The sequence below is a fragment of the Sphingomonas sp. BE123 genome, from assembly GCF_031456015.1.
In the GTDB taxonomy this organism is placed as follows: Bacteria; Pseudomonadota; Alphaproteobacteria; order Sphingomonadales; family Sphingomonadaceae; genus Sphingomonas.
This window is the reverse complement of the sequence record NZ_JAVDTW010000002.1, coordinates 1,605,087-1,620,742: the sequence shown is the minus strand read 5'-3', so window position 1 is coordinate 1,620,742 and position 15,656 is coordinate 1,605,087. Positions and strand designations below refer to the sequence as shown.

Annotated in this window: 13 protein-coding genes; 6 read left to right on the top strand and 7 right to left on the bottom strand. The window is 65.8% G+C overall.

Going from position 1 to position 15,656, the window contains the following annotated elements; translation table 11 throughout:
• Nucleotides 1-135: 135 nt before the first annotated feature.
• A complete protein-coding gene (locus J2Y54_RS16020) occupies nt 136-1,521 on the bottom strand; it encodes a short-chain fatty acyl-CoA regulator family protein (protein WP_310041205.1) in 1,386 nt (461 codons plus the stop codon).
• 188 nt (nt 1,522-1,709) lie between these two features.
• Between J2Y54_RS16020 and J2Y54_RS16015 the strand changes: the two genes are divergently transcribed.
• From J2Y54_RS16015 to J2Y54_RS16005, 3 genes are all read left to right on the top strand, one after another.
• Complete coding sequence (locus J2Y54_RS16015; RefSeq protein ID WP_186456931.1) at nt 1,710-1,868, top strand: hypothetical protein; 159 nt, start codon at nt 1,710-1,712, stop codon at nt 1,866-1,868.
• 124 nt (nt 1,869-1,992) lie between these two features.
• Nucleotides 1,993-3,138 carry an acyl-CoA dehydrogenase family protein gene (locus J2Y54_RS16010; RefSeq protein ID WP_310041203.1) on the top strand — a complete coding sequence of 382 codons (1,146 nt, stop codon included), beginning with the start codon at nt 1,993-1,995 and terminating at the stop codon, nt 3,136-3,138.
• A 124-nt stretch (nt 3,139-3,262) separates the two neighbouring features.
• The gene (locus J2Y54_RS16005) at nt 3,263-4,051 is read left to right on the top strand and encodes an SDR family oxidoreductase (protein ID WP_310041343.1); all 789 of its coding nucleotides are present in this window, start codon (nt 3,263-3,265) and stop codon (nt 4,049-4,051) included.
• On the opposite strand, the gene J2Y54_RS16000 is transcribed toward J2Y54_RS16005, so the two are convergent.
• Both J2Y54_RS16000 and J2Y54_RS15995 read right to left on the bottom strand, forming a co-directional pair.
• Nucleotides 4,048-5,136: an AI-2E family transporter gene (locus J2Y54_RS16000; RefSeq protein WP_310041200.1), complete on the bottom strand. Its 1,089-nt coding sequence runs from the start codon at nt 5,134-5,136 to the stop codon at nt 4,048-4,050. The two genes, J2Y54_RS16005 and J2Y54_RS16000, sit on opposite strands and share 4 nt — an antisense overlap.
• 67 nt (nt 5,137-5,203) lie before the next feature.
• Entirely contained in the window at nt 5,204-7,462 is a 2,259-nt protein-coding gene (locus tag J2Y54_RS15995; RefSeq protein WP_310041199.1) for an NADP-dependent malic enzyme, read from the bottom strand.
• A 211-nt stretch (nt 7,463-7,673) separates the two neighbouring features.
• Between J2Y54_RS15995 and mutS the strand changes: the two genes are divergently transcribed.
• Nucleotides 7,674-10,250, top strand: a complete 2,577-nt coding sequence (gene mutS, locus J2Y54_RS15990; RefSeq protein WP_310041341.1) for a DNA mismatch repair protein MutS — start codon at nt 7,674-7,676, stop codon at nt 10,248-10,250.
• Nucleotides 10,247-10,417, top strand: a complete 171-nt coding sequence (locus J2Y54_RS15985; RefSeq protein ID WP_310041197.1) for a hypothetical protein — start codon at nt 10,247-10,249, stop codon at nt 10,415-10,417. The genes mutS and J2Y54_RS15985 overlap by 4 nt, the downstream gene beginning before the upstream one ends.
• Nucleotides 10,418-10,430: 13 nt before the next feature.
• Here the strand turns inward: J2Y54_RS15985 and J2Y54_RS15980 are convergent, their stop codons facing one another.
• Nucleotides 10,431-11,021 carry an NAD(P)H-dependent oxidoreductase gene (locus J2Y54_RS15980; protein WP_310041196.1) on the bottom strand — a complete coding sequence of 197 codons (591 nt, stop codon included), beginning with the start codon at nt 11,019-11,021 and terminating at the stop codon, nt 10,431-10,433.
• Nucleotides 11,022-11,083: 62 nt separating this feature from the next.
• On the opposite strand from J2Y54_RS15980, the gene J2Y54_RS15975 reads away from it, so the two are divergent.
• Nucleotides 11,084-11,647 (top strand): hypothetical protein, encoded by a 564-nt coding sequence (locus J2Y54_RS15975; protein ID WP_310041194.1) that lies wholly within the window; start codon nt 11,084-11,086, stop codon nt 11,645-11,647.
• Between the two features lie 374 nt (nt 11,648-12,021).
• On the opposite strand, the gene J2Y54_RS15970 is transcribed toward J2Y54_RS15975, so the two are convergent.
• The 3 genes from J2Y54_RS15970 to J2Y54_RS15960 all read right to left on the bottom strand — a co-directional run bounded on the left by J2Y54_RS15970 (nt 12,022) and on the right by J2Y54_RS15960 (nt 15,638).
• Nucleotides 12,022-12,417: a hypothetical protein gene (locus J2Y54_RS15970; RefSeq protein WP_310041192.1), complete on the bottom strand. Its 396-nt coding sequence runs from the start codon at nt 12,415-12,417 to the stop codon at nt 12,022-12,024.
• A gap of 185 nt (nt 12,418-12,602) precedes the next feature.
• Complete coding sequence (uvrB, locus tag J2Y54_RS15965) at nt 12,603-14,792, bottom strand: excinuclease ABC subunit UvrB (protein ID WP_310041190.1); 2,190 nt, start codon at nt 14,790-14,792, stop codon at nt 12,603-12,605.
• A gap of 75 nt (nt 14,793-14,867) precedes the next feature.
• Complete coding sequence (locus J2Y54_RS15960; protein WP_310041188.1) at nt 14,868-15,638, bottom strand: hypothetical protein; 771 nt, start codon at nt 15,636-15,638, stop codon at nt 14,868-14,870.
• Between the last annotated feature and the right edge of the window lie 18 nt (nt 15,639-15,656).

The window sequence follows — 15,656 nt, the reverse complement described above, 5'->3', positions numbered from 1 at the left end:
TTGTGATGGTCCGGCCCGTCCCCGCCTCCGGGTTCCGGCCTCGCTGGCACCCTGATCGCGGGCGGGCCGGCGGTCAATCCGCACTTGGGTCCGTCGCGGACCGGTACGGGTCCGAAATGGACCCTGGTGCGCCGCTCAGTCCGCTGCGAAGCTGAACGGGGACATGGCCGCCTCGCGCTCGTTGACCAGCATCGCGCGTCCGGCGGGGGCGGCGCTGCGCTGCGGGCATTGCCGCGTACAGGCCCGGCACCCCAGCCCGACCGGCACCGCTTCGCCGGCCATGTCGAGCCCGCGCGCCGCCGCCAGCCCGGTCGCCGCTTCCGCCGCCAGGCCCAGCGTCACGACAAAGCGCGCCTTGACCGCGCCGGCCCAGCCGCCCGGCGGCGCGACACAGCGCGACGAGGTGAACCAGCGGCTGCCATCTTCCAGCGCGACCAGCTGAACGACGCGTTCGTCGGCGCGCTGAAATGCGGCATAGGCATCGAGCAGCGGGCACGGCACCGCGGATTCGACCAGCGGCGATCCGCTGGCCCCGGCAAAGCGCTTCGACACCTGCCCCGCGCGGTCGATGCGCAGCATGAAAAAGGGCAGGCCCCGTGCCCCCACCCGCTGCAGCGTGGTCAGGCGATGCGCCACCTGCTCGGCGCTGGCACCGAACCGGCGGCGCAGCAGTTCGAGGTCATAGCCGGTGGCCTCGCACGCCCGCAGAAAGCGGGCATAGGGCATCATCACCGCCGCAGCGAAATAGCCGACCAGATGGCGGCGATAGAGCCGTTCGGCCACGCGCTCGCCAAAGCCCGCGCCGCGCACCAGCCCGTCGATCTCGGTGCGTGCCTCGCTCGCCAGCTGCCGCGCCAGTGCGAACACGCGGCTTGGCGGATCCAGCGCCTCGGACAGCTGCAGCTGGCGCGCATGCAGGTCCAGCCGCACCCGCAATCCGCTCAGCACCTCGACCGGCAGGATCCGGATCGACAGCTGGTGCTTGACCCGCAGGCGTTCGGCCATCGCACCGAACGGATCGCTCGACGCGATGCGCAATTCGTCGGCCAGCGCCTCCGCAGCGGCATCGAGATCGGCGAAATGGTTGCGCCAGCGTTCGATCTCGCGGCGCACGGCAATCCCCGGATCGTCGCCCTCGCCCGGCCCCGCATGGCCGCTGGCGCCGGCATTGCGGTCATAGGCGCGGGCAAAGGCTTCGGCGCCGCCCGGCGCACCGGCCAGCCATTCGGTCAGTTCGGCGCGGTCAATCTCGATATCGGCGAACATCGGGTCGGCCAGCCGGCGCCGCATCGCTTCCTCGCCCCCGCCCGGCTCGCCCGCCGCCAGCGTGCGCGGATCGAAATCGAACGTCTCGGCCAGTGCCAGCATCAGCGTCGCGGACAGCGGCCGCTGGTTGCGTTCGACCAGGTTGAGATAGCTTGCCGACACGCCCAGCATTTCGGCCATTGCCGCCTGGGTCAGCCCCTGCCCACGCCGCAACCGGCGCACCGCATGTCCGGCAAACAGCTTGCGCTCGGCCATTTCCTACACACCCCGTTCTTGCTACGTTCGCACTGCACGGCGCTGGAACCGCCTTGTGTATAATTTACAATATTTCGGATCGCGGCGACATGTCAATCACAGGGCGACGCGAACGTGCAAGCGTCGATACTGTCAGTTTTGTCCGGCAGGAGTCATACAGGTGGCACGAAGTTTACAGGAGAATCGCCATGAAGACCCCCGAACCCGCGACTGCCCGTCCCGTCTTCTCGACCGCCGATTTCGCGCTGCTGAAGGAAGCGGTCGCCGATTACACCCGCAAGATCGCGGACGATCCGCGCTCGGTCCAGTTTGCCAACCTCTATCACCGGCTCGGCCGTCTCGGCTGACGCCAACCCGCCTTCCTGGGGAGGAACGATGCCCGCCGGCCTGTCCCGGCGGGCATTTGCGTCGCTCCGGCGGCCCTGCTAATCCTGCGATTCGAAAACAGGGTATGGAGCAGGATCGCCGGACATGAGCCTCGACGCTGAAACCTTTGACGCATTGATCGACACGGTACGCCGATTCGTCACCGAACGGCTGCGTCCGCTCGAAGCGGCGGTGGAAGAGGCGGACGCCATCCCCGCCGCAGTGGTCGAGGAGATGAAGGCGCTCGGCCTGTTCGGCCTGTCGATTGCGGAGGAATATGGCGGGCTCGGCCTCGACATGGTCGAGGAATGCCGCGTCGCCATCGAACTGGGGCGCACCACCCCCGCCTTCCGCTCGACCTTCGGCACCAATGTCGGCATCGGCAGCCAGGGGCTGGTGATGGCCGGCACGCCCGAACAAAAGGCAAATTGGCTACCGCGGATCGCGACCGGTGAGATTGTGACCAGCTTTGCGCTCACCGAACCCGATGTCGGCAGCGACAGCGGCGCGGTCAAAACCCGCGCCGTGCGCGACGGCGATGTCTATCGGCTCAGCGGGACCAAGCGCTACATTACCAATGCCGACAAGGCTTCGTTGTTCACCGTTATGGCGCGGACCGGCGACGAGCCCGGCGGTCGCGGCGTCTCGGCCTTTCTCGTCCCGCGCGACCTGCCCGGCGTCTCGGTCGGCGAACCCGAGAAGAAAATGGGGCAGAAGGGCGCCAAGGTCGCCGATGTCAATTTCGACGACGTCCCGGTGCCGGTGGCCAACCGCCTCGGCGACGAGGGCGAGGGGTTCAAGATCGCGATGCGCGTACTCGACCGCGGTCGCCTGCACATCAGCGCGGTCTGTGTCGGCGTGGCCGAGCGCCTGATCGCCGACTGCGTCGCCTATGCCACCGAGCGCAAGCAGTTCGGCAAGCCGATTGCCGAGCATCAGCTGATCCAGGCGATGATCGCCGACAGCAAGACCGAGGCGCTGGCGGCGCGTGCCCTGGTGCTCGAGACGGCGGCGGCAAAGGTCGCGGGCAAGGATGTGGTCATGGAAAGCGCGGCGGCAAAGCTGTTCGCGACCGAAATGGTCGGTCGCGTCGCCGACCGTGCGGTCCAGATCTTCGGCGGTGCCGGCTATATCGCCGATTACGGGATCGAACGGCTGTACCGCGACGTCCGCCTGTTCCGCATCTACGAAGGCACCAGCCAGATCCAGCAGCTGATCATCGCGCGTGAGACGATCAAGCGGGGCGGGTGAGGAATAGCCCTCGCCCCGTTAGGGGAGAGGGTTGGGAGCGGGGCAGTTGGATCGAAACGATGGGCCGGAGCTGGAGAAACTGCCCCTCTCCCCGGCTCTCCCCCAAAGGGGAGCGGGAGACATGATGGACACCAGCAAGTTCTTTGACCTGACCGGCAAGGTCGCCCTCGTCACCGGCGGCAGCCGCGGGATCGGCAAGATGATCGCCGCCGGCTTCATCGCCCAGGGCGCGAAGGTCTATATCTCGTCGCGCAAGGCCCCGGCCTGCGATGAAACCGCCGCCGAACTCGGCCCGAACTGCATCCCCCTGCCGATGGACGTTTCGACGGTCGACGGGTGCAAGGCACTCGCCGCCGCGCTGGCCGAGCGCGAGCCGCATCTCGACATTCTGGTCAACAATGCCGGCGCGGCATGGGGCGTCGAATTCACCGAATTTCCCGAAAGCGGGTGGGACAAGGTGATGGACCTCAACGTCAAATCGCCCTTCTTCCTGACCCAGGCGCTGCACGGCCTGCTCAAGGCGCGCGCCAGCTTCGACGCGCCGTCCAAGGTGATCAACATCACCTCGATCGACGGCCTGCGGCTCAATCCGTGGGAAACCTACAGCTACCACGCGTCAAAGGCCGCGCTGATCTATCTGACCAAGCGCATGGCCGCGCGGCTGATCCGCGACGGGATCATCGTCACCAGCCTCGCCCCGGGAGCTTTTGCCAGCGAGATGAACCGCGCCGCCCGCGACCATGGCGATGAAGTGGCCAAGCGCATCCCGATGCGCCGCATCGGCACGCCCGAGGACATGGCCGGCGCCGCGATCTTCCTCGCCAGCCGCGCCAGCGACTATGTCGTCGGCGATACGCTGGTGGTCGATGGCGGGCTGGTCAACGCCTCGCTCGCCATGAGCATCGACGCCTAGTTCGGGTCGGCGGGGGGCGTCCCGTCGCCCTTCCCGGCAATGGTCATGTCCTTGCCCAGCAGCGTTTGCACATAGATGCGCTGGACAAGGACATAGACGACCACGGTAAGCGGCGCGGCCAGCAGGACGCCGAGGAAGCTGAACAGCAGCCCGGCCGCGACCACGGCGAACAACAGGATCGCCGGGGGCACGTCGACCGCCTGTTTCTGGATCATCGGCTGCAGGAAATTGCCCTGGATCTGCTGGATGACCAGGAACAGCACGACGGTCCACAGCGCCGTGATCGGCGACACGGTAAAGGCAAGCAGGACGGCGGGAACGCCGGCGATGATCGGCCCGATCATCGGAATGACGTCGAGCAGGCCGGCAATCAGCCCCAACCCGCCCGATGCCGGCACGCCCAGCAGCGCGAGGCCCGCCCAAGTAAAGGCAGCGACGACGAGCGACGAGACTGCCTGCCCCACCATCCAGCCGCGCAGCCCGCGCGAAGCATCGTCCAGCGCATGCGCCACCGCCGTCTCGGCGCTACGCGGCATCAGCAGCAACAACCCGCGGCGATACACCGCAGGGTCGCTTGCAAGGAAAATCGCCGCGACGAACACCAGGACGAAATTGGCGATGCCGTTGGTTGCGGTCAGAACATATCCGCCAGCCTGGCTGGCAAGGCGCGACACATCGCTGCTCCCCTGCTCGACCATGTTGCGCACCGACTCGCTCAGGCCGGCACGCTCGAGAAAGGCGCGAACCTGATCGATCGCCGGCGGAATGCTGTCCTGGATCGTGTCGAATTCACCGGCCAGCTGCGATCCGAACAGCGTGAAGGCGCCACCAAAGACCGCGAGGATCAGCAGCACGGAAATGCCCAGCGCCGGGCCACGACCGATCCACGGGATCCGACCGACCAATCGGGTCATCGAATCGAAGATCGCCGCCAGCACCAGCGCTGCGAACACCAGCATCAGCAGGCCCGACAACTCGATCAGCATCCAGGCAAAGCCGAAGATCGCCAGGACAGTAACGCTGATCGTCGCGACCTGCCCGACGGTAGGGAAGCCACGCGAGCCCGGATCGGATGGGGAAATCATCGGTATGAAATGCTCCGGTTACAGGCAGGCTGGCTGGGCAAGGCGCGGCCACCTTGCCCCTTGCCGTCTACCGCGCGATGCCGCCGGCCGCCAGCACCGCCAGCGTCACCAGATCGCCCGCGCTGCTCGTCATCGGCGCAACCTGGACCGGCTTTTCCATTCCGATCAGCATCGGCCCGATCATCGCATCGCCGCCAAGCTCGCGCAGCAACTTCGCGGAGATATTGGCCGATTGCAGCCCCGGCATGATGAGGATGTTTGCCGGCCCGGACAGGCGGGCAAAGGGATAATTGGCGAGCTGGCGCGGGTTGAGGGCAACGTCCGGCGCCATCTCGCCCTCATATTCGAAGCCGACCTGCCGCTCGTCGAGCACCTTCACCGCGGCACGGATATTCTCGAGGAAATGTCCCTCGGGGTTGCCGAAGGTCGAATAGCTCAGGAACGCGACCCGCGGCTCATGCCCCATCCGCCGTGCGACCTGCGCAGTCTGCTCGGCAATGTCGGCCAGTTCTTCCGCAGTCGGGCGCTCATTGACGGTCGTGTCGGCAATGAACACGGTGTGGCTCTGGCCGACCAGCACATGAATGCCGAATGCGGTCCGCCCCTCGGCAACGTCGATCACGCGACGCACTTCGCGCATCGTCTGCGAATAGGTCCGGGTCACGCCCGTGATCATCGCATCGCCCTCGCCCAGCTGAAGCAGCAGCGAGCCGAAGATGTTGCGGTCCTGGTTGACCATCCGCTCGCAGTCGCGGCGCAGATAGCCCCGGCGCTGCAGCCGCTTGTAGAGGAAGTCGACCATCGCCGGGACGAGCGGCGAGTTGCGGCTGTTATGGAGTTCGAAGCTTTCCGGATCGCTGACGCCCAGCGCGCGCAGCCGTTCCGGCACGTCGTCGCGCCCGACCAGGACCGGGGTGCCGTAACCGCCATCGCGGAACGCAATGGCCGCGCGCAACACCACTTCCTCCTCGCCTTCGGCAAAGATCACGCGCTTGGGGTGCGCACGCGCCCCCTCATAGGCGAGCGTCAGGACCGACGTTGTCGGGTTGAGCCGCCCACGCAGCGCATGGCGATAGGCCGCCATGTCGAGAATCGGCTTGGTCGCCACGCCCGAATCCATCGCGGCGCGGGCAACCGCCATCGACACGACTTCCATCAGGCGCGGGTCGAACGGCGCGGGAATGATGTATTCCGGGCCGAAGCTGTGCGCCTTGCCATAAGCGAGCGCGACTTCCTCGGGCACCTGCTCGCGCGCGAGTTCGGCGATGGCGCGGGCAGCGGCAATCTTCATCTCTTCATTCACTGCGGTCGCGCGCACGTCGAGCGCGCCGCGGAAGATGAAGGGGAAGCCGAGGACGTTGTTGACCTGATTGGGATAATCCGACCGGCCCGTGGCGATGATCGCGTCGGGCCGCGCTGCCTTTGCCAGCTCGGGACGGATTTCCGGTTCGGGATTGGCCATCGCGAAGATGATCGGCGCGGGCGCCATATCCTTGACCATCTCCGGCTTGAGCGCGCCGGCAGCCGAGAGACCGAGAAACACGTCGGCGCCGACCAGCGCTTCGGTCAGCGTCGTGCGATCGGTGGCGACGGCATGCGCCGACTGCCACTGGTTGACGCCTTCACGGTCGGGGGTGATCACGCCCTTGCGGTCGCACATCAGGACATTGTCGTGGCGTACGCCCATCGCCTTGATCAGTTCGGTGCAGGCGATCGCGGCGGCGCCGGCGCCATTCACGACCACCTTGATCTCGGGCAGGCTCCGCCCGGTCAGCAGGCAGGCATTGATCAGACCGGCGGCGGTGATGATCGCGGTACCGTGCTGATCGTCATGAAAGACCGGGATGTTCATCCGCTCGCGCAGGGTCTGCTCGATGATGAAGCATTCGGGCGCCTTGATGTCCTCAAGGTTGATGCCGCCAAAGCTCGGCTCCATCAGTTCGACCGCGTCGATGAACCGATCGACATCCTCGGTCTTGAGCTCGATATCGATCGAGTCGACATCGGCGAAGCGCTTGAACAGCACCGCCTTGCCTTCCATCACCGGCTTGGACGCCAACGCCCCCAGATTGCCCATGCCAAGGATCGCGGTACCGTTCGAGATGACCGCGACCAGATTGCCCTTTGCCGTGTAATCATAAGCGGTTGCGGGATCGTCAGCGATTGCCTGCACCGGCACCGCCACGCCCGGCGAATAAGCGAGCGCCAGATCGCGCTGGGTGGTCAACGGCTTGCTCGCGACGATCTCGATCTTGCCCGGCCGGCCTTCCGAATGGAACAGCAGCGCCTCGCGCTCGGAAAACTGGATATTGGGTTCTTCGGACATGCTTCTCTCCCGGATCGGCCTCCTTTAGGGGCGAGCAGGCGCGCTTGGCAACGCGCCTTGACGCAGGGGAATGCAAGCAACTCTTGCCTCGGCGCTCCGGGCAGCATGCGCGGACGACGATCCACACAAATTCGCGCCTGACCAGATCGCCGCCATTGTCGCGCTGCCACCGCTAAGCTACCGCGGCCGCATGACCGCTGCCCCCACGCCGATGATGGCGCAGTATCTGGCGCTCAAGTCAGACGCCCAGGACTGCCTGCTCTTCTACCGCATGGGCGACTTCTTCGAACTATTCTTCGACGATGCAAAGACCGCCAGCACCGTGCTGGACATCGCCCTGACGTCGCGCGGGGAGCATGCGGGCGCGCCGATCCCGATGTGCGGGGTGCCCGTCCATGCCGCCGAGGCCTATCTCGCCCGCCTGATCAAGGCGGGTCACCGGGTCGCCATCGCCGAACAGGTCGAAACCCCGGAAGAAGCGAAGAAACGCGGCGGATCCAAGGCGCTGGTCGCGCGCGCGATTATTCGCGTGGTCACTGCCGGCACCTTGACCGAGGAGGCGCTGCTCGACAGCCGCACCGCAAACTGGTGCGCAGCGATCGGTGAAGCCGGCGGCGATGTCGCAATTGCCGCTGCCGACGTCTCGACCGGTCGGTTCGAGCTGCTCGAATGCAGCCCGGAGGCTGTCGGCGCGGTGCTCGCCCAGCTCAATCCGGCTGAAATCATCGTTGCCGAAGACGGCCATGCCGCATCCCTGGCGACCAGCCTGCGCCCGCGCGCGACATTCGACAGTGCGCGCGGCGAGGCGCGGCTGAAGGCCTTGTTCGGCGTCGCGACACTTGACGGGTTCGGTCAGTTCGGGCGCGCATCGCTGGCGGCGGCCGGCGGGCTGATCGCCTATCTCGACCATACGGCGAAGGGCGCCCTGCCCTTTCTGCGACCGCCGCGGATCACCCGGTCCGAAGGCTGTATGGCGATCGATGCGGCGACTCGGGAAAGCCTGGAGCTGTCCCAGTCGCAGTCCGGCGCGCGCAAGGGCAGCCTGCTCGATGCCGTCGACCGCACCGTCACCGGCGCCGGCGCGCGGCTGCTTGGGCAGGATCTGGCAGCGCCGCTGATGGACCGCGCTGCAATCGAAGCGCGCCTCGACCTCGTGCAGCGCTTTCACGACGATCCCGGACTGCGCGGCGCAGTGCGGGATACGCTGCGCAGTCTGCCCGATATCGGCCGCGCGCTCGGGCGCATTGCCGCCGGACGCGGCAGCCCGCGCGATCTGGGCCAGTTGCGCGACGGACTGGACGGGGCGTGGCGTCTGGGTGAGCGGCTCAGCCAGCTGTCTGCTTTGCCCGCGCTGCTCGCGGAGCTGGCGCCGCAGTTGCGCGGCCATGGCGCACTGATCGATCTGCTCCAGCGCGCGCTGGTGCCCGCACCACCGATCGATTCAGCCGGCGGAGGGTACATAGCCGAGGGCTACGACGCCGCCCTTGACGATCTGCGCGATGCCGGGGCGGGCGGGCGCCGGGCAATTGCCGCGCTGGAGTCCGAATATCGCACCCGCACCGGCATCGCCGCGCTGAAGATCAAGCATAATGGCGTCCTCGGCTATCATATCGAGGTCGCGGCGAAGCATGCCGACGCGCTGATGGCGCCGGACAGCGGGTTTACCCATCGCCAGACCCTCGCCGGGGTCGTTCGCTTCAACGCCCCGGAGCTGCACGAAATTGCCGTCAAGGTGACACAGGCCGGCGCGCATGCGTTGGCGGCTGAGGCGGCGCATCTGGAAGAACTGACCGCTGCCACGCTGGCGACGCGCGAAGCCATTGCCGGCACTGCCGACGCGCTGGCACGGATCGATGTGGCTGCGGCGTTGGCCGAGCGGGCGGCGGAAGGCGCCTGGACCCGCCCCGTGCTGGTCGATCATGCCTGTTTCGAGGTCGAGGGCGGTCGTCACCCGGTCGTCGAGTCGGCGCTGGCGAAAAGCGGTGAGCGCTTTGTGGCGAATGACTGCATCTTGTCGGAAAACAACCGGCTGTGGCTGGTGACCGGACCCAATATGGGCGGCAAGTCGACCTTTCTGCGTCAGAATGCGCTGATTGCCGTGCTGGCGCAGGCGGGTGCCTATGTCCCGGCGGCGCGCGCGAAATTGGGGCTGGTCGATCGACTGTTCAGCCGGGTCGGCGCGTCCGACAATCTCGCCCGTGGCCGTTCGACCTTCATGGTCGAGATGGTCGAGACTGCCGCGATCCTGGCGCAGGCGACCCCGCGCAGCTTCGTCATCCTCGACGAAGTGGGACGCGGCACCAGCACCTATGATGGCCTCGCGATCGCCTGGGCGGTGGTTGAAGCCATCCATGAGGACAATCGCTGCCGCTGCCTGTTCGCAACCCATTATCACGAGCTGACCCGGCTCGCGGAGCGGTGCGACGCGCTGTCGCTGCACCATGTGCGCGCGCGCGAATGGAAGGGCGATCTCGTCCTGCTCCATGAAGTCGCCGAAGGTCCCGCCGATCGCAGCTATGGCCTTGCGGTGGCGCGACTTGCGGGATTGCCGCCGTTGACGATCGCGCGGGCCAAGTCGGTCCTGGCGAAGCTGGAAGCGGGGCGCGAGAAGACGGGCGGGATCGCCGCCGGCCTGGATGATCTGCCGTTGTTCGCAGCGATCGCCACCGAATCCGCGCCACCGGTCGACGCATTGCGCGCCGAGCTGGCACAGCTCGATCTCGACGCACTCACTCCCCGCGAAGCGCTCGAGATGCTTTACCGGCTCAAGGCTATGGGAGACGCATGATGCGCGACAACGGCTTTTTCGGGCTGCTCCATGTGATCTACGCGTGCAGCCGCGAAGGCTGGAACCGGCGCCATGCCTGGACGGTCATGGCCGTGATCGCGCTGATCCTGTGCAGCCCGGCGCTCTTGCTTGGCCTGTTGGGCTGGATCGTGCTGCAGGTCGTCTGACTGTTGGCAGGTTTCAATATGGCGGCGCACGCCGCGCCCGCTGCGTACGCGCTGCCTCGACCCACCAGAGCAGATCATCGGCAAAGCGGGGAAAGGCACGGACCAGCGCCGCGCCGCCATCGCCCTGAGGCTGGTCGTCGGCGTCGAGGCTCTGCCCGATCTGGCCCACCGTGAGGGTCGAGGACACCACCACCATTCCCATCTCGCTGAGCGTCGGATGCCACGCCGAATTGCTCCGCGCACCCGCCAGGCGACCGGCCGAGTAGCTGGCAATCGCCGCGGGCCGCCAGAACCACTCTTCCAGAAAATGGTCGGTCAGGTTCTTGAGGCCCGGCTGCATCCCCCAATTATATTCGCCGGTCACGAACAGAAACCCGTCCGCAGCCCGGATCTTGTCGGCAAGTTGCGCCATCTTCTCCGGTGCTTCACCATCCGGATATTCCTTGTACATCCGGTCGAGCATCGGAAGGCCGACCGCCATCGCATCGATCAGTTCAGCATCGCAGCCTTTCGCGATGAGCTGCGCCGTCAGCCATCGCGCCAGGCGGATTCCGATCCGATCACGCCGGTAAGAGCCGTAGAAGACTAGGATTCGATCCGACATCATTGGGCCTTTCGCTCGACAGGGCGGTTCACAGATGGATAAAGCGCGGTGGGGGAAAATCCATGAGCGGGTTCGAATTTATCTTTGCATTGTTCGGGCTGCTGCTCGGCCTGTCGATCGTCGAGGTCCTGGGCGGCCTTGCCCGATCGATCGAAGCGCGGTTGCGGCCCGGTGCGACGGTCCGGATCGGATGGCTGACGCCGCTGCTCGGCATCTTCGTGCTGCTCGATCTGTTGTCGTTCTGGCAGGCAGCGTGGACAACGCGCGACGTGATCGACGTGTCGAGCCACTCGCTGATGGCCGTGACGCTGTTCGCCAGCGCCTATTATCTCGCCGCGCACCTCGTCTTTCCGCGTGACCCGGCAGAGCATCGCGAGCTGGACAGCCACTTCTTCCGTGTCCGGCGGATCGTGCTCGGCGTGATGCTGGCACTGCTGGCTTGTCAGATCGTCTATTATCTGTCGGTCCCCGCAATTGCCCCGGTGCTGCGAAACCCGCTTGCCATAGCACTGACAATCGTTCTGGTCGCGCTGATGATCGCGGCGATGCTGGTACGGGGAAACCGGGCAAGCGCAGCGGTGATGGCGGCGCTCGTCGGGCGATATCTGGTCGTTTATCTGCTCTGAAAATGAAAGAGGCCACCGGGGCCATTCCTGGCACCCGGTGACCTCCGACATGGTCAGCGGCCGGAGAGCTCCAGCCCGGGAGACCATGCGGACCGCATTCCGCTTCTTTGGCGCCGTTGATTGGAGGCGAAGCCCTCCCGTACGCCAGACCGGATGGAGCAATTCCACCCGGCAAGAAGCCTTAGCGGCGCGTCTCCCGAACGAACTGAACCGACCTCACTGCTGAACCATGAGACATCGGATCACCTCCTTTCGCTTGTTGAAACGGCGCACCCTGCGCTGGGTGCATCGCCAATCTGGGTCATCCGCAAGCCGAGAACAAGACTTGTAATGATACGAATTTTGTACGATTCTGAAGGTCTGGCGCGCGGAGTTCAGCCGCGGCAATCCTCCGCAACCCGCTGCACTTCAGCCCAGCTCGGCACGACCAGCGGCGCGAGCGGCGGTGTGTCGACGACAAAGCGGCCGCGGCTGTACCCCATCGCATCGAGTACCGGGTCATCGGGGCGCAACCGCACCTCCATGGCCGTGCCCGCCGGTCGCGCGGTGAGCGAGCGCGTGCTGCTCGACGTGCGGATCAGCAACGGACCAGCCGAAACACCCCGCCGAAGGATCACCATGCGCCGCTCGCTCCGGTCGCAGCGCAGCTGGAATTCGGGACGGTCGGCGCTTGTGCCGAATACGGCAACGCTGCCCGTCGCATCGCGACGGTAGGTCCAGCCCCCCGGCGACAGGGGCACATCGCGCCAGTCGCTGAACGCCGAGACCACTGGGGGCGCGGCGCTAGGTGCCGGAGACGGCACGGGAACGGGCGCGGCGGGCGGCGGCGCCGGCCGCGGAGCGGGCACGCAGGCGGAAAGACCGGCAAGGCCGGCCAGCAAGCCAAAGGCAGGAAGCGATCGCATGGGCCGCGTTATGGGCGAACCCTGGGTCCTGCTCAACGCCCTGTCGCGATTCATCGTTTCCCCCCGCCCCATTTGCGCTGCACCTTGCCGAAGCGGGTCTTGCGCGTTCCCGGCTTGCCCTCGTTGCTGCGGCCCATCACCGGAGCCTTGCGGTCGCCTGCGGGCAAGCCCAGTTCTTCGGCTTCGAGGCTGCGGATTTCGTCGCGCAGACGGCCGGCTTCCTCGAACTCCAGGTTCGCGGCGGCGTTGCGCATCTTCTTTTCGAGTTCCTCGATGTACGCGCGCAGGTTGTGGCCGACCATGTGCGCCGGGCCGTCCTCGATTTCGACCGTCACCTGATCCTTCGACGCGACATGGGCGATGATGTCGCCGATATTGCGCTTGATCGTGGTCGGGGTGATGCCGTGTTCGCGGTTATACGCCTCCTGCTTTTCGCGGCGGCGGCTGGTTTCGTTGAGCGCGCGCTCCATGCTGCCGGTGATGCGGTCGGCATAGAGGATCACGCGGCCTTCGACGTTGCGCGCGGCGCGCCCGATCGTCTGGATCAGCGAGGTTTCGGAGCGGAGGAACCCTTCCTTGTCGGCGTCGAGGATCGCGACGAGGCCGCATTCTGGAATATCAAGGCCTTCGCGCAGCAGGTTGATGCCGATCAGCACATCGTAAACACCCATGCGCAGGTCGCGGATCAGCTCGATACGCTCCAGCGTCTCGACGTCGCTGTGCATGTAGCGGACCTTGATCCCCGCTTCGTGCATATATTCGGTCAGGTCCTCGGCCATCCGCTTGGTCAGCGTGGTGACGAGGGTGCGATAGCCCAGCTCGGCGGTCTTCTTGCACTCCACGATCAGGTCCTGGACCTGCTCCTCGACCGGCTTGATCTCGACTGGCGGATCGATCAGGCCGGTGGGGCGGATCACCTGTTCGCTGAACACGCCGCCGGTCTGCTCCATTTCCCAGCCGCCCGGGGTTGCCGAGACGCTGACGGTCTGCGGGCGCATCGCGTCCCATTCGTTGAAGCGCAGCGGGCGGTTGTCGATGCAGCTCGGCAGGCGGAAACCATATTCGGCCAGCGTGATCTTGCGCCGGTGATCGCCGCGCGCCATCGCGCCGATCTGCGGCACGGTCTGGTGGCTTTCATCGACGAACAGGATCGCGTTTTCGGGCAGATATTCGAACAGCGTCGGCGGCGGCTCGCCTGGCAGGCGGCCGGTGAGGAAGCGGCTGTAATTCTCGATCCCCGCGCAGCTGCCGGTGGCAGCGATCATCTCGAGATCGAAATTGGTGCGCTGCTCCAGCCGCTGGGCTTCGAGCAATTTGCCCTCGATATGCAGTTCCTTCAGCCGCTCGGCGAGTTCGTGCTTGATCGCCTCCATCGCCTGTTTGAGCGTCGGGCCGGGGGTGACGTGGTGCGAGTTCGCATAGACGCGGATGCTATCGAGGTTTGCGACCTTCGATCCCGTCAGCGGATCAAATTCGGTAATCTCCTCGATATCGTCGCCAAAGAAGCTGATCCGCCAGGCGGTGTCCTCATAATGCGACGGGAAGATTTCGAGGCTGTCGCCGCGGACCCGGAAATTGCCGCGCGCGAACGCCGCGTCGTTGCGCTTGTACTGCAGCGCGACGAGCTTGCGGATGATCTCCCGCTGGTCGGCGACCTGACCTTTCTTGAGGTCGAAGATCATTGCCGAATAGGTTTCGACCGAACCGATACCGTAGAGGCACGAGACCGAGGCGACGATGATGACGTCGTCGCGTTCGAGCAAGGACCGGGTGGCCGAGTGGCGCATCCGGTCGATCGCCTCGTTCACCGAGCTTTCCTTCTCGATATAGGTGTCCGAGCGGGGGACGTAGGCCTCGGGCTGGTAATAGTCGTAATAGCTGACGAAATATTCGACCGCGTTGTCGGGGAAGAAGCTCTTGAACTCACCATAGAGCTGCGCGGCGAGGATCTTGTTGGGGGCGAGGATGAGCGCCGGGCGCTGAAGATTGTTGATCACGCTCGCCATGGTGAAGGTCTTGCCCGAGCCGGTGACGCCGAGCAGCACCTGATCACGCTCGCCGGCCAATGCCGCCTCGGTCAGTTCCCTGATCGCGGTCGGCTGGTCGCCGGCTGGTTCATAGTCGCTGACCAGCTTGAACGGCCGCCCGCCCTCGCTCTTTTCCGGGCGGGTCGGGCGGTGGGGAACGAAACCGGGGCCGGTTTCGGGCTCGGCAAGACTGGTGCGGATCTGGATCGCCATGGCGGGAATATGGGGTCCGGGGTCAGGGGTGCAAATGGGAGAAACGGTAAGGCTGCCAGACAAAACTGACAAAAATCACGTGGTGGGCGACGGCTTCCGCTCGGTCATGCCCTCGATCGGTGGATAGATGACCGTTCGGCGTCCAAAATGGGCGCGCAGTGCAGCCTCGCGCCGCGCGTTATCGGGTTTGGTCACGTCGACCTCGTCGGGAAATTTGTACTCGGCCAGGAATTTTCCGTTCTGGACGACATATTCCATCACCGACCAGCGTTTGGTCTTGTCCGGCTCGGCGTACCAGATGTCGGACAGGATTTCGGAAACGGCCGAGTCCTCTGACGGATGATAGCGAACCACATCGCCATCGGCGCGGAATACGCTCGGCGCAACCCAACCTTCCCCGGCCTCGACATAGAGAAAGACGCCGTCAGGATTTCCTCCGAGAAGCGCCGCAAGCTCCTGCCCCAACTCGCTCAACAGCGGGCCGAGGATTTCATACTTATCCTGCGTCACAGGACCTGCCTTTCGCTTCGTTACAGAAGGCTCGCGCGTGTCGCGGCCGATTGTCCACCCGGGAGATGCCGACAAACTCACCCGGTCGCCGGGCAACGGCTGACCAATAGGAATCGATGCGCGCAAGCCGGGATCGGAGCGCGATCCGTGTGCTTTCGCCAGACCAGCAGGCGCGGCAGTGAGGCCTTGCGTCCTCGGCCAATCGGTCGTGGCCGGCGCGGACACGGTCATGGCGAGCAGCCCGGCAATGCCCGCTGTCATCCGAAGAAGGATATTCGGCGCGGCCCGCTTGCGTCCGCCCACGCCGGAAATGTCGTGCCTCGCCGCTTTTCGCATATGCCCCTCCCCCGCACT

Bases quoted from the DNA above. Each gene is read 5' to 3' on its own strand.
- J2Y54_RS16020 (WP_310041205.1), bottom strand. From the start codon at position 1,521: ATGGCCGAGCGCAAGCTGTTTGCCGGACATGCGGTGCGCCGGTTGCGG.
- J2Y54_RS16015 (WP_186456931.1), top strand. From the start codon at position 1,710: ATGAAGACCCCCGAACCCGCGACTGCCCGTCCCGTCTTCTCGACCGCC.
- J2Y54_RS16010 (WP_310041203.1), top strand. From the start codon at position 1,993: ATGAGCCTCGACGCTGAAACCTTTGACGCATTGATCGACACGGTACGC.
- J2Y54_RS16005 (WP_310041343.1), top strand. From the start codon at position 3,263: ATGGACACCAGCAAGTTCTTTGACCTGACCGGCAAGGTCGCCCTCGTC.
- J2Y54_RS16000 (WP_310041200.1), bottom strand. From the start codon at position 5,136: ATGATTTCCCCATCCGATCCGGGCTCGCGTGGCTTCCCTACCGTCGGG.
- J2Y54_RS15995 (WP_310041199.1), bottom strand. From the start codon at position 7,462: ATGTCCGAAGAACCCAATATCCAGTTTTCCGAGCGCGAGGCGCTGCTG.
- mutS (WP_310041341.1), top strand. From the start codon at position 7,674: ATGATGGCGCAGTATCTGGCGCTCAAGTCAGACGCCCAGGACTGCCTG.
- J2Y54_RS15985 (WP_310041197.1), top strand. From the start codon at position 10,247: ATGATGCGCGACAACGGCTTTTTCGGGCTGCTCCATGTGATCTACGCG.
- J2Y54_RS15980 (WP_310041196.1), bottom strand. From the start codon at position 11,021: ATGTCGGATCGAATCCTAGTCTTCTACGGCTCTTACCGGCGTGATCGG.
- J2Y54_RS15975 (WP_310041194.1), top strand. From the start codon at position 11,084: ATGAGCGGGTTCGAATTTATCTTTGCATTGTTCGGGCTGCTGCTCGGC.
- uvrB (WP_310041190.1), bottom strand. From the start codon at position 14,792: ATGGCGATCCAGATCCGCACCAGTCTTGCCGAGCCCGAAACCGGCCCC.
- J2Y54_RS15960 (WP_310041188.1), bottom strand. From the start codon at position 15,638: ATGCGAAAAGCGGCGAGGCACGACATTTCCGGCGTGGGCGGACGCAAG.